Origin of the sequence: Bradyrhizobium sp. (assembly GCF_035309285.1) — a bacterium.
In the GTDB taxonomy this organism is placed as follows: domain Bacteria; phylum Pseudomonadota; class Alphaproteobacteria; order Rhizobiales; family Xanthobacteraceae; genus Bradyrhizobium.
Map to the genome: position 1 here is coordinate 68200 of NZ_DATGFH010000167.1, position 13611 is coordinate 81810.

Genomic DNA, 13611 nt, shown 5'->3' on the forward strand with positions numbered 1-13611 from the left:
AAAGGATCGTTCCTTTCTCGAGCGCCTACGGCTTCCGGAGCGGATCGGTGACCAGGTTCATCGCCAGCGCCTCCTTCGGCGCAAGCCAGCGCACCGCGCTGGTCTCTGACATCGCTTCCACGACCGACGAGGACACGCCCATTTTGGTCATGTAGCCCAGCAGCATGCCCGTGGTGCGCTGGGTGTCGGCGACGGGGTCGCGCACCCGCGCGGTCGTCACAAAGCGATGGACACCGAGCAGCGAGCCCTCGACACCATAGCGCGGCTTGCCGCCGGCAAAGGCCAGCACGCAGGCGCTCGCGCAATAGGCCGAGCGGACCCGCCCAGAATCATCGGCAGTGCCCACGGCCGTCGCGAGCCCGCGTGATCTGATGATCTCGCCCATGATGACAGCCTGGCCGACATCGCCGCCAGGCGAGGACAACAACACCAGATCGCCCGGCGCAAGATGGGCTTGCTCGAGCTGCGTGCGCAGCCAGCTCGCTGCGGCCGGACCGATCCTGCCGCGGATCGCGAGCGCAGGCCGCCCGCGGCCCGAGCCGTCGAAATCGGCGCTCGGAATCCGCGAGGAGTTCAGGCTCGGCGAGAAATACTCGTCTTTCCAATACGCCCACGCCTCTGGCCGCGACAGATCCTTGAAGGCGCGAATGCCGACGCTTAGTAGTATCAGCATGAAGAAGACCGCGGACCAGGAAAGCCGCCGGTTCCCGAGGCGCGATGGGGGTGATGGCGGATGACCAGGCGCAGGCGGCCGCACCCATGGCCCTGTCGGCTGGCTTTTCTTGCGATCGTCGACAGGCATGTGAATCCTCGCGCGGCAAGTCAGCCGCGTCGGCGCGGCTTCGATGCTTTGTCGTGGAGGTATAGGTAGCGGTTCAGCGTGTGATCACAAGCGCGCAGTCGTGGCGCGCTTGCTGGCCGGCGGCTTCACCGCCGGCTTGGCTGCAGCGGCCGGGGTCGCGGCGGGAGCCAAATCCCAGCCACCAGGCGGCGTTGCCACGTTGACGGCGTCGTCCGGCTGCTGTTCGGGCGTAAAGGTCTGGATCGCGAGCTTGGCTGCGGCGAGCGACTGAGGATCGAGGCGTTTGGCGATATCGTCGCGCTTGCGTGCGGCATCCGCATCGCCCTGCGCCGCCGCCAGGCTGAACCATTTGAAGGATTCGGCGAGGTTCTGTTCGACGCCGATGCCGCGGGCGTAGAGGATCCCGAGGTTGAACTGGCTGTCGCCGATACCGCGGTCGGCCGCCTTGCGGAACCATTGCGCCGCGCTCTTGTAATCCGGTCCCTTGCCGCCGCCGTCGGCGTCGAGCACCGCAAGATTGTGCATCGCCTTGGCGTTGCCGCGCTCGGCGGCTTGCACGTAGTAGCGGCGGGCGGTGTCGATGTCCTTCTTCACGCCCATGCCCTTTTCGTAGAGCGTGCCAAGCCGGAAGATTGCCGGCACGATGCCGGCTTGCGCCGCGCGGTCGTACCATTTCGCGGCTTCTCCGAGATTCTGCGGCACGCCCTTGCCTTCGGCAAAGCGCACGCCGACCTCATAGGCTGCGGAGGCATCACCCTTGAGCGCAGCACTGCGCAAGTTCGGTCCGCCGATCATGTCGGGTAGCCGTTCGCCCCGTGGAATCTGCGGGATCAGCGGCTTCTTGCTGCTGGCGCCGGGGATCGTGCCCGTGACGTCGTTGTCGGCGGAAGCCTGAGGCGCGGCGGACATTTGCGGAATTACGACGGTCGCAGTGGCGTCAGCTGCCGGCGCTGAATTGTTCATAGACTGCCGGCCGATTGGAGTCGGAGACGTCAGCGAGGGCGAAGGCGCGGACTGCTCGGGCGCGGGCGCCTTGGCGCTCGAGTCCGACGGCGTCAGTGTCGAGGGCTGCTCGACGGATTTCCCCAAGCCCGGAATCGGCACGCCGCCGGAGTCGAGCAGGTTCATCGCCATCTTGAAAGAGCCGAGCACGATCACGACCACGCTCGCGCCGACCAGGAGCGAGCGGATCTTGGAAGTGACGGTCGAGGGCTCTTTCGCACCGTCCTTCTTGGCGGCTTCCTTGGCCTTGATTTTTTCCTTGGCCTTCTCGGCCTTGGCCGCGCGCGCCTTGTCGGCAGGCGGTTGAGCGGCAGCGGCTTGCGCCGCACGGCGGGCGGCGGCGATGAAGCTTGAAGAGGAGACCGGCTCTTTGGGAGCCGCCGGGATTTCGCTGATCGCGCTCTCGGAAGCGGCGATGCGCTCCGAGGGCGAGGCGGCGCGGGCGCTCGGGCGGGTGCCCGGCTCGAGCGGATGGTCGGGCGGCAGGTCCAGCGCGAGCGCCGGCCGCGCCGGAGAGCTGGGCAGCAGGATTTCGCTGATCGCGAGCGGCGGCGGGGGAGGCGAGGGCGCAGCGGCTACGACAGGCGGGGCATCGGGTTCGGCTGCATGGAAATCGCGCGGCGCGGCGGCGAAATGCGGCGCGGGAGCCTGTGCCGCGGCAGGATTGGGCAGTTCCGGCTTGAATTGCGGCCCTGCGGCGCCGCGCGGACCCATCGCCGGCTGCTCGACCGGCGCAAGCTGCGGCACCGGCGCCGAGCGCACCGCGCGCAGATCGCCTTCGATCATGGCGAGGCGGTCGACCACATGGCCTAGCGTCGAGTTGACCGCTTCCAGCGAGTCCTGGGTCTGGCGGTCGGTCTTCGACTGGCTGAAACGGATGTCGGAGAGCTCGCGCTTGACGAGCTCGATCAGCTCGTCGTCGCGCTGATCGGGCATGCCGCGCTGTTGACTGTTGGCGAACGACGCGAGCGCCGCGTGCTGGTTGTCGGCGAAGGACGCCAATGCAGCATGCTGGTTTTCGAGATGGCGCAGGATGTCGTGCAGCCCGTCCTCGACGCGGCCGAGATTAGGGGACGAACGCTGATCGTTGGCGGCTTCCAGCCGCTCCAGGAGATAGGAAACGCGCTGCTCGAGATGCGCAAAGGCCGAGGCGCTGTCACCTCCGACCTGCATGCGGTCGATGCGGTCGGACAACGCGCGCAGCGCGCCTTCGATCTGCTCGGAATTGTCGTGATATTGCGGCCGCTCGCGGCTTTCCAGCGCCGAGGTCAGCGCTGCAATGCGGCTCTCCAGCGCCGCAAAGGAATCGCTGCTGCCGCTTGAGCGGGCGAGCTGGTCGACCTTCGACGACAGCATTTGCACGTCGTCCGACAGCCGCACCAACGCGTCGTTGGAGGCGACATTGGAGACGATGGCGCGGAGCGCGGAGATCGCGCTCTCAAGCTGGCGCATCGTGCCGCCATCGTCATTGGCGCGCAGGATCATGTCGAGCTTGGCGCCGAGATTGCGGATCGCCTCGTCATAGCCGGCGAGCTGCTCAGCCGATTTCAGGGAGCGCAGCACGTCGCGGATTTCGTTGAGCGCGTTCTCGATATTGGCGAGCACGTGGCCGTCGATGCCGCTCTCGCGACCGTCCTCGATACGGCGCGACAACGCGCGGATCTCGCTCTCAATCGAATCGATCGCGCGGCGCGGCATCGCCTCCGTGATGGCAGCACGGATTTCGGATAGCTCGTTGCGGAACGCCGCGATCGATGGCTCGATATCGGGGCGCTGCAGCGCCTCGATCTGGCTCGTGATCTTGAACAGATGCCGTTCCAGCGAGGAGAAATCCGGCCCTGGCGGGGGCGGCGCCATCTGCGGGGCAGTCGGGGGGGCGGCGCGCTGCAGCATCGAACGCGGCGGCGGGGCGTCAAGCTCGCTCTGACGCGCGGCGATTTCGGCGACCGCAAAGTCGAGCGAGGCAGGGCTCAGGGGCGGCGAAGCGCGGTAGGCCGCCGCAGCCTGCGCCTGTGGAGAATAGACCTGGCTTGCGGCGCGCTCGACGGCTTCCGTCTGACGCTGCTGCTTGTTCTGCGCTTGATTCTGGGCTTGGCGCGCGGCTTGCGGATTGGAAATCTGCGACAACCTTGCATCCAGCCGGGAGATCGCATCATTGAGCTGGCGCGCGACGCCCGGCTCGCGCGTGGCGTCGCTCCGCGGCATCGGCTGCGAAATGCGCTCGATCTGGCGGGTGATGGCATCAAGCCGCTGGTGGATGTCGGCGACGTCGCGGCTCGGCGAATACGGCGGTGGAGCTGAATTGCGATAGTTGGGCGGCGTCGAATCGCCGAGCGCGGAATTGAGCCAGTCGCTGAGCGATAGGCCGGCGCGTCGTGCGGCGGCCTCGGCCCTTTCGCGGACGGATGGATCGATGTCGTCGACACTCCACGATACGCGCGAATTCATGATCTCGTCCGGTTCCGCTCCGGCGCCCACCCCGGCGCCAAACAGCCTCCCCGCGCGTCCCAGTCACGAGACAATCCAATTCCGCGCCGGTCGTCTGCCTCAGACGCCGACTTTTTCCCCTCAGGGTAAATAACGAGTTAAGGAATGCGGCCGCGCGGCCTTAAAGTTGCATTTGGCACGGGATTTGAGGGATTTAGCGATCGTTTTCGCGGGCGTTGCCTTCCAACGGAACCACGTTGGCCTTGCCCGCGAGCGCCGAGAGCGCGTCGATCGCTTCCTCGCACCATTCCGCCACCATGCGCTCATGACGAAGGCCGAGCTTGAGGCTGATCAGCTTGCCCATGTCGGCGGGCGACGCCTGGCCTTGCGGAAAGCGCTTGTGCAGCAGCCGTTCATAGCGCTCGTAGCGGTCGCGATGGTGCTCCATCCGCGCCATCAGGTCGGCGCGCAACGGCTCGATGTCGATGTTGTCGAGGGCGTAGAGCCTGACCAGCAGATCGTCCTTGATCGACGCCGGAACGCTGGGCCGGGCAGCCCAATGTCTGAGCGCGGCCTTACCCTCGGGCGTGAGCGTGTAGACGAGCTTATTGGGCTTGCCGGATTGGACCACCTCGCGGGCCTGTACGTGGCCGCGGTCGCGCAGCTTGGAAAGCTCGCGGTAGATCTGCTGGTGATCGGCCTTCCAGAAGAAGCCCATCGACGAATCGAAGGTCTTGGCGAGCTCGTAGCCCGTCATCGGACGGTCGGTCAGGCATGCCAGGATTGCGTCACCGAGCGCCATGTTGCCGCCTCCAGGAGCATGATCCGGAAAAATGTGCAGCGGTTTTCCGAAGAGATCATGCTCAACCAAAATGCCGGAGCGGGTGCTGATTCGAAGAAGGCAGCCTGCTCCAGCGATCTCTTGACTTTATGCACAAAGATGCATATGCGTCAATGTGCATATCAGGCCGATGGCCCGCCGAGCCGGGCCGTTGGCGCGTTCCGCGGAAGAGGAGACGTCCCATAGCCATGGCCGGCCTCGATAGATGGTACGCTTTCATGAAGTCCCATGACCGCGCGGCACTCTGGGAGCTGCTGCACCCGGATGCCGTGTTCGAAAGTCCGGTCGTGCACACGCCGCAGCGCGGCCGCGACATCACATTCAAGTATCTGGCGAGCGCCGAGAAGGTACTGGGCGGGCCTGGCTTCGCCTATCGCGGCGAGTGGCGCGGCGACAACGGCGCGGTGCTCGAGTTCGAGACCGAGATCGAAGGCATCACCATCAACGGCGTCGACATCATCACGTTCGATCAGGACGATCGCATCACGCACTTCAAGGTGATGGTGCGTCCCTTGAGGGCGATCAACCTGCTGCACCGGCTGATGGGCGAAGAGCTGATGCGGCAGTCAGGCAATGCCGACGCCGTGAAGTCGCAGTCGTCCGCGTGATATTCGCTTTCCCGGGAAGGTGAAACGTATAAGGTCCCCTCCCGGAATTTTCGTCATCGATGCGCTTCGCGTTGTTGAGCGAAGCGACGAACCCCAAAGATCCGCCCGCCGGGAGAACGCCATGCCGATCTACAAAGCCCCAGTCGAGGACGTCAATTTCCTGTTCAACGACGTCTTCCAGATCGATCGCTACGACAATCTGCCGGGTTTCTCCGATGCCTCCTCCGACGTGCGCGAGGCGATCCTGGGCGAAGCCGCCAAGCTTGCCGAGGAAGTGCTGCAGCCCTTGAACCGCGTCGGCGATCTCGAAGGCTGCAAGCGCAATGCCGACGGCAGTGTCACCACGCCGAAGGGATTTAAAGAGGCGTTCAAGCAGGTCGCCGAGGGCGGCTGGCTCGGCCTATCGGCACCGACCGAATATGGCGGGCAGGGGCTGCCGGCGACGCTGTCTCAGGCTGTCAACGAATTCCAGATCTCCGCCAATATGGCGTTCTCGATGTATGGCGGGCTCACCATGGGCGCGACGGCGGCGCTCTTGGTGCACGGCTCGCCGGAGCAGAAGAAGACCTATGTGCCGAAGATGGTGGCGGGCGAGTGGACCGGCACCATGAATCTTACCGAGCCGCATTGCGGCACCGATCTTGGCCTGCTCCGCACCAAGGCGGTGCGTCAGGCCGACGGGAGCTTCAAGATCACGGGCACCAAGATCTTCATCTCCGCCGGCGAGCATGACCTGGCCTCCAACATCATCCATCTCGTGCTCGCGCGCATCGAAGGCGCGCCGGCGGGCATCAAGGGCGTATCGCTGTTCGTGGTGCCGAAATTCATGGTCAATGCCGACGGCTCGGTCGGCGCGCGCAATGGCGTGACCTGCGGCTCGATCGAGCACAAGATGGGCATCCACGGCAATTCCACCTGCGTGATGAACTACGACAACGCCACCGGCTGGCTGATCGGCGAAGAGAACAAGGGCATGCAGGGCATGTTCGTGATGATGAACGAGGCCCGGCTCGGCGTTGCCGTGCAGGGGCTGGCGCAGTCCGAGGTGGCCTATCAGAATGCGGTCGCCTATGCCCGTGACCGTCTGCAGGGCCGCGCGTTGACGGGCCCGAAGGCCCCGGACAAGCCGGCCGATCCCATCATCGTGCATCCGGACGTACGCCGCACGCTGCTCTCCGTCCGCGCCTTCAACGAGGCGGCGCGCGCGATGGTGATCTGGACCGCGCTCAAGAGCGACGTTGCGCATCGCTCCCCTGACCCCAAGGACCGCGAGGCCGCCGACGACCACATGGGCCTGTTGACGCCGGTGTTGAAAAGCTTCCTCACCGACACCGGCTTTGCCAATGCGGTGCAGGCCCAGCAGGTGTATGGCGGCCACGGCTATATCGCCGAGCAGGGCATGGAGCAGTTCGTGCGGGATGCGCGCATCGCCATGATCTATGAGGGCGCCAACGGCATCCAGGCGCTCGACCTCGTCGGTCGCAAGCTGCCGCGCGACGGCGGCCGCGCCATCATGTCGTTCTTCTCCGAGCTCGGCGCCTACTGCAAGGAGAACGGCGGCAACGAGGCCATGAAGCCCTACATTGCGCCGCTCTCGACTGCGCTCGGCCATCTGCAGCAGGCCACCACCTGGCTGATGCAGAACGCCATGATGAAGCCCGACAATGCGGGGGCTGCCGCCACCGATTACCTGCAGCTGTTCGGCTTCGTCACGCTGGGCTACATGTGGGCGCGGATGGCCAAGGTCGCGCTCGACAAGATTGCCGCGGATGGCGAAACGGCCTATCTGAAGACCAAACTTGTGACCGGCCGCTTCTTCATGGAGCGGATGCTGCCGGAGACGGCGCTGCACCTGGCGCGGATCCAGACCGGCGCGGGCGCGACCATGGAACTGGCGGCCGAGGCGTTTTGAGTTTCGCTTCCGTCGTCCTGCGCAATCCGCTATCATATGACGAACATCATCTTTAGGAGAGCGTCATGCCTGAGGCCTTTATCTACGATCACGTTCGCACTCCCCGCGGCCGCGGCAAGCCGGACGGCGCCCTGCACGAGGTGACGGCGCTTGCGCTCGCCACCGTGCCGCTGAAGGTGCTGAAGGACCGCAACAACCTGCCGAAGGATTCCGTCGACGACGTCATTCTCGGCGTGGTCGATCCCGTCGGTGAGGCCGGCTCCGACATCGCCCGCTTCGCTGCGATCAAGGCGGGGCTTGGCGAGAAGGTGCCGGGCGTGCAGATCAGCCGCTTCTGCGCCTCCGGTCTCGATGCAGTGAATTTCGCGGCCGCCCAGATCATGAGCGGTCAACATGAATTGGTGATCGGCGGCGGCGCCGAATCCATGAGCCGCGTCGGCATCGGCTCGTCCGGCGGCGCCTGGCCGATGGATCCCTCGATTGCGGTGCCGGCCTACTTCATGCCGCAGGGCGTCTCGGCCGATCTGATCGCCGCCAAGTACGGCTTCTCGCGCGACGACGTCGATGCCTATGCGGTGCAGAGCCAGCAGCGCGCCGGCAAGGCGTGGGACGAGGGCCGCTTCAACAAGTCGGTGGTGCCGGTCAAGGACGTCAACGGGCTGACGCTGCTGGCCAAGGACGAGCATATGCGTCCGACCACGACCATGCAGTCGCTGGCGCAATTGCAGCCTTCGTTTGCGCAGGTTGCGCAGATGGGCGGCTTTGATGGCGTCGCGATCCAGTCCCACCCGGAGATCGAACGGGTCAACTATGTGCATCACGCCGGCAATTCCTCGGGCATTGTCGATGGCGCCGGCGCCGTGCTGCTCGGCAGCAAGGAAGCGGGCGCGAAGCACGGGTTAAAGCCGCGGGCGAAAATTCGCGCGTTTGCCAATATCGGCTCCGAGCCCGCGATGATGCTGACGGGACCCGTCGACGTCACCGAAAAGCTGTTCGAGCGTTCCGGCATGAAGAAGTCGGATATCGACCTGTTCGAGCTGAATGAAGCCTTTGCCTCGGTGGTGCTGCGCTACATCCTGGCTTTCGACATCGACAACGCCACGATCAACGTCAATGGCGGCGCGATCGCGCTCGGCCATCCGCTCGGTGCGACCGGTGCGATGATTCTGGGCACTGTGCTCGATGAACTGGAGCGCACCAACAAGGAGACCGCGCTGGTGACGTTGTGCATCGGCGGCGGCATGGGCACCGCGACCATCATCGAGCGGGTGTAAGACCGTAGGGTGGGCAAAGGCGCGTACGCGCCGTGCCCACCACTTAATTCACCGGCATGGCGGTGGGCACGCTTCGCTTTGCCCACCCTACGACAGCAGAGATAACCGCCGCATTCTGGCGTGAGGGAGCACCACAATGGCCTTCAAGAATTTCAAAGTCGAGACGGATGCCGACGGCATTGCGCTCGTGACCTGGGACATTCCCGGCCGCTCGATGAACGTGCTGGACGAGACCTCGATCGAGGAGCTCGAAGCGATCGTCAAGCAGACAATGGAGGACGCCGCCGTGAAGGGCGTCGTCATCACCTCGAGCAAGGAGGCATTCTGCGCCGGCGCCGATCTCTCGATGCTCGAGGGCATGAATCGCACTTACGCGAAAATGCTGAAGGAGAAGGGCGAGGTCGCGGCGAACCAGATGCTGTTCGACCAGAGCCGGCGCTTCTCGCTTGCATTCCGAGCCATCGAGACCTGCGGCAAGCCGTGGGCGGCCGCGATCAATGGTCTGGCGCTAGGCGGCGGCTTCGAGCTGACGCTGTCCTGCCACTACCGCGTCGCCGCCGATAATCCGAAGACGCGGCTGGGCCTGCCCGAAATCAAGGTCGGCCTGTTCCCCGGCGCCGGCGGCACCCAGCGCGTGCCGCGCATCGTGCAGCCGCAGGATGCGATGCAACTCCTGCTCAAGGGCAAGGCCATCAAGCTCGACCGCGCCAAGGCGCTGAACCTGATCCACGCCGTCGTTCCCGCCGGTGACATGATCAAGGCCGCGAAAGACTGGATCAAGGGCGGCGGCAAGGCCGTCGCGCCCTGGGACGAGAAGGGTTTCAAGCTGCCGGGCGGACCTGTTTTCTCCAAGGCCGGTATGATGATGTTTCCGGCCGGCAACGCCATCTACCGCCGCGAGACCTACGACAATTATCCGGCGGCGCGCGCCGTCATGAGCTGCGTCTATGAGGGCCTGCAGTTGCCGATCGACGCTGGCTTGCGCGTCGAATCGCGCTACTTCACGCAGGTGCTGCGTTCGAAGGAAGCGGCCGCAATGATCCGCTCGCTGTTCCTGTCGATGCAGGAATTGAACAAGGGCGCGCGGCGTCCGCAAGGCGTGCCGCCGACCAAAGTGAAGAAGCTCGCCGTGATCGGCGCCGGCTTCATGGGCGCCAGCGTCGGTTACGTCTCGGCGCGCGCGGGCATCGACGTCGTGCTGATCGACCGCGACCAGGCCTCCGCCGACAAGGGCAAGGCGCACGCGGAAGCCGTGATCAGCGATCTCGTCAAGAAGGGCCGCGCCTCCGAGAAGGATCGCGACGCCACCCTGTCGCGCATCACGGCGAGCGCCGACTACAATGCGATCTGGGATTGCGACCTCGTCATCGAAGCCGTGTTCGAGGATCGCAAGGTCAAGGCCGACACCTACGCCAAGGCACAGCCGCTGCTCAAGGAGGGCGCGATCTTCGCGTCCAACACCTCGACGCTGCCGATCAATTCGCTCGCGGAAGAGTTCAAGGACCAGTCGAAATTCATCGGCATCCATTTCTTCTCGCCGGTCGAGAAGATGATGCTGACCGAGATCATCCTGGGCAAGAACACCAGCGATCTGGCCATCGCAACCGCGCTCGACTACGTGCGCCAGATCGGCAAGACACCCATTGTCGTGAACGACTCGCGCGGCTTCTACGCCAACCGCTGCGTGCTGCGCTTTACCGCGGAAGGGCTCGAGATGCTGATGGAGGGCGTGCCGGCCGCGATGATCGAGAACACCGCCAAGATGGCCGGCATGCCGGTCGGTCCGCTGTCGCTGTCGGACGAGGTTGCGCTCGACCTCGTGCTCAAGATCATGAAGGCGACCGAGGCCGATCTCGGCCCCAATGCCGTCGACCAGGCGCAGAAGAAGATGATGATCGAGATGGTCGAAAAACAAGGTCGCTTCGGCCGCAAGAATGGCAAGGGCTTTTACGACTATCCCGAGAAGGGCAAGGGCCAGAAGAGTCTGTGGGCGGGCATTGCGGCGCTGCAGCCGAAGCATCTCGATCCCGATACGCTCGATGTCGAGGAGTTGAAGCAGCGCTTCCTCGTGGTGCAGGCCGTGGAAGCGGCGCGCACGGTGGAAGATCACGTCATCGTCGATCCGCGCGAGGCCGATGTCGGCTCGATCCTCGGCTTCGGCTTTGCGCCGTTCACCGGCGGCACGCTGTCTTACATCGACTTCATGGGCACCAAGGCATTCGTCGAGCTCTGCCACAAGCTGGAGGCCAAATACGGCTCGCGCTTCACGCCGCCGAAGCTTCTGGAGGAGATGGCCGCCAAGGGCGAAACCTTCTACGGCCGCTTCGCGCCGAAGAAACCGGCCGCGCAGGCCGCGGAGTAAATCTTACCCTCTCCCGCAAGGGGAGAGGGTAAGAGCGCGTGCCCACGCCGCCTGCAACAGATCTTCCTTCTTCAGCGCTGCCCGCATCTTCTGCGGCGCAGCGTCATCGTGCTCCGCTTTGCGCCAACGTTGCCGTTCGGAGCGGCACCAAGCTCAGTTGCAAATGGCGTGATACGCGATCGCCGCCGTGGACGCGGAGGCGCCGTCCACGACGAAGGCTTCATCGTCCTTCACGAGATACAGAAACGGTCTGTCCTCGGTGCTTTCGCCCGACGCCTTTTTGCTTTTGACGCGCCCGCAGATCGTATCAACGGATTGCCCCAGCGTGTTCCTTCGTACCGCCCGGCTCATCTCGTCAAAAACGGCCGACCCAGGGTCATCCAACTTGGCCGCCACGGCGGCCTTGGCCTTGGTAATGACAGGATCGGATGTTTGAAGGCGCTGCACCCATGCCGGCGGTTCGACCTTCGCTGCCGTTGTGATGGACTTTTCTGCGTCATCGGCGTGACGGGTTGCGTCGTCGGCGTGAGCGGATGACGGCTTGGCCGTCCGCGCTGCACGCTTGGGTTTGGGTTCTGGTATCGTGGAATCCGGCTCGTATAGTGCTGGATCCGGCTCGGTCGCTTGACTGAGACGAAGGCTTGCATGCCGGTCAAAACACGCGAAGCCGCTCCCGTCAAAGCCGGTGCAGGCTTGTATGTCCGGCGATACGTAGCAGCCGCAGCCGGCGACACTCGCGGCCAATAGACAGGCGAAAAGCGCCCTCATGCAACCCTTCCCCAAAAGGTTGAGTTACGCTCGCAGTTCTTGCTGCGTGACGATGATGATGCGCCGGTTCGTCAAGACTCGCTTGAATCAATTAAACGCGCATTAAGCCTGCCCGTGCCGCTCGGCGAACCCGTTTCTTGGTTAACATCGGCGTAACGCGCGTTCGCCCTGCCATCACAAAAAAAGCCGGATCATCGATCCGGCCTTTCTTGCATTCTCACATTCCAGAGCGTCTCACGCCGCCTGCAACAAACCCTCCTTCTTCAGCGCTTCCTGCACCTTCGGGCGCGCGGCGACGCGGGCCTTGTAGGCCATGAGGTTCGGCAAGGAGGAGAGATCGAATTTCAGCCGGTCGGTGGCCCACATCAGCATGGTGAAGAGATAGCCGTCGGCGACGGTGAACTGCTTGCCCATCAGGTAGTCGCGGCCGGCGAGCTGCGTCTCCAGATACTTGAACTTGCCCATGGCGCGGTCCTTGAAGAAGGCCTTGGCGTCGTCGGACAGCACCGGCGAGAACATCGGACCGAGATTCTTGTGCAGCTCGGTCGTGATGTAGTTCAGCCATTCGAGCAGCTTGTAGCGCTCCTCGGAGTCGCGGGCGGGCGCCAGGTGCTTGTCTTTGACCTTGTCGGCGATCATCTGCACGATGATCGGCCCTTCGGTGACCAGTTCGCCGGAATCGAGCGCCAGCGCGGGCACCTGGCCCTTCGGGTTGACCTTCCAGAAGTCGTCGCCATTTTCGAGCTTCTTGGCGCGCAAATCGACCTTGACTAGGTCATAGGGGAGCCCTGCCTCGAGCAGGGCGATATGAGGGGATAGCGAGCAGGCGCCGGGGGCGTAATAAAGCTTCATCGGGAATTCTCCTCCTCGTGGTTCTTGGGTTTTGGTTCCTGGGTTTCGGTTCTTTAGTGTTGGTGCTTGGGATTTGAGGCGGGATGACTAAATGCATATGCATGGAATAGTCAAGATTGATGCAGATGCATTCAGTGCGGTACACTTTGCTGTGAGAGATATGGGCCAGATCATATCATGAAGCGCAAACCATCGACCGAGGCGACCGCTGCCTGGATCCGCCTGATGCGGGTTCAGACGAGGGTGCTGGATGCCGTCGAGCAGGAGCTGAAGAAGGCGGGTTTCCCGCCGCTTGCCTGGTATGATGCGCTCCTGGAACTGTCGCGCGCGCCGTCGGGCGAGATGCGCCCCGTCGAATTGGAGCGGCAGATGTTGTTGCCACAATATTCCACCTCGCGGCTGATCGATCGTCTGGTCGATGAGGGGCTCGCCGCGCGGCGCGAATGCAAGATCGACAAGCGCGGCCAGTTCGTCGAGATCACCGAGGCCGGTCGCGAATTGCAGAAGAAAATGTGGGGCGCCTATTCGGCGGCCATCGAAAAGCATGTCGGCTCCAAGCTCTCGGACGCCGATGCCGCGAAGCTCTGCGGCTTGCTTGACCGGCTGGGTTGCTCCTGCAGCGATGCGCAATCGCCTGCAATCGGCGAGGGCGTGCCCTCCCGATGACCTGGCTCTCTCCTCTCGCGTCCGCGTGCGCCTGTCGCGCGGACATTCCCGCTACCTGCGCGCGCCGCTGTCTGCGCGCCGTTGACCGAAGAAATTT

Annotated in this window: 10 protein-coding genes; 5 read left to right on the forward strand and 5 right to left on the reverse strand. The window is 64.2% G+C overall.

All coding sequences use genetic code 11. From position 1 onward, the window contains the following. Positions 1-25: 25 nt before the first annotated feature. The 3 genes from VKR55_RS29660 to VKR55_RS29670 form a co-directional block, all read right to left on the reverse strand. Positions 26-802, reverse strand: a complete 777-nt coding sequence (locus VKR55_RS29660) for a COG3904 family protein (protein ID WP_324408950.1) — start codon at positions 800-802, stop codon at positions 26-28. An 84-nt stretch (positions 803-886) separates the two neighbouring features. Then, positions 887-4252, reverse strand: a complete 3366-nt coding sequence (locus VKR55_RS29665; protein WP_324408951.1) for a hypothetical protein — start codon at positions 4250-4252, stop codon at positions 887-889. A gap of 193 nt (positions 4253-4445) precedes the next feature. Then, positions 4446-5033, reverse strand: a complete 588-nt coding sequence (locus VKR55_RS29670; RefSeq protein WP_324408952.1) for a PadR family transcriptional regulator — start codon at positions 5031-5033, stop codon at positions 4446-4448. 221 nt (positions 5034-5254) lie between these two features. On the opposite strand from VKR55_RS29670, the gene VKR55_RS29675 reads away from it, so the two are divergent. From VKR55_RS29675 to VKR55_RS29690, 4 genes are all read left to right on the forward strand, one after another. Further along, positions 5255-5680 carry a nuclear transport factor 2 family protein gene (locus VKR55_RS29675; protein ID WP_324409045.1) on the forward strand — a complete coding sequence of 142 codons (426 nt, stop codon included), beginning with the start codon at positions 5255-5257 and terminating at the stop codon, positions 5678-5680. Positions 5681-5801: 121 nt separating this feature from the next. Continuing rightward, complete coding sequence (locus VKR55_RS29680; protein WP_324408953.1) at positions 5802-7592, forward strand: acyl-CoA dehydrogenase C-terminal domain-containing protein; 1791 nt, start codon at positions 5802-5804, stop codon at positions 7590-7592. A 65-nt stretch (positions 7593-7657) separates the two neighbouring features. Then, a complete protein-coding gene (locus tag VKR55_RS29685; protein ID WP_324408954.1) occupies positions 7658-8866 on the forward strand; it encodes an acetyl-CoA C-acetyltransferase in 1209 nt (402 codons plus the stop codon). 136 nt (positions 8867-9002) lie between these two features. Beyond that, complete coding sequence (locus VKR55_RS29690) at positions 9003-11228, forward strand: 3-hydroxyacyl-CoA dehydrogenase NAD-binding domain-containing protein (protein WP_324408955.1); 2226 nt, start codon at positions 9003-9005, stop codon at positions 11226-11228. A gap of 153 nt (positions 11229-11381) precedes the next feature. Here the strand turns inward: VKR55_RS29690 and VKR55_RS29695 are convergent, their stop codons facing one another. Both VKR55_RS29695 and gstA read right to left on the reverse strand, forming a co-directional pair. Then, positions 11382-11996 carry a hypothetical protein gene (locus VKR55_RS29695; RefSeq protein ID WP_324408956.1) on the reverse strand — a complete coding sequence of 205 codons (615 nt, stop codon included), beginning with the start codon at positions 11994-11996 and terminating at the stop codon, positions 11382-11384. A 234-nt stretch (positions 11997-12230) separates the two neighbouring features. Further along, the gene (gene gstA / locus VKR55_RS29700) at positions 12231-12848 is read right to left on the reverse strand and encodes a glutathione transferase GstA (RefSeq protein WP_324408957.1); all 618 of its coding nucleotides are present in this window, start codon (positions 12846-12848) and stop codon (positions 12231-12233) included. 177 nt (positions 12849-13025) lie between these two features. On the opposite strand from gstA, the gene VKR55_RS29705 reads away from it, so the two are divergent. Next, positions 13026-13514, forward strand: a complete 489-nt coding sequence (locus tag VKR55_RS29705; RefSeq protein WP_324408958.1) for a MarR family winged helix-turn-helix transcriptional regulator — start codon at positions 13026-13028, stop codon at positions 13512-13514. Positions 13515-13611 lie beyond the last annotated feature (97 nt).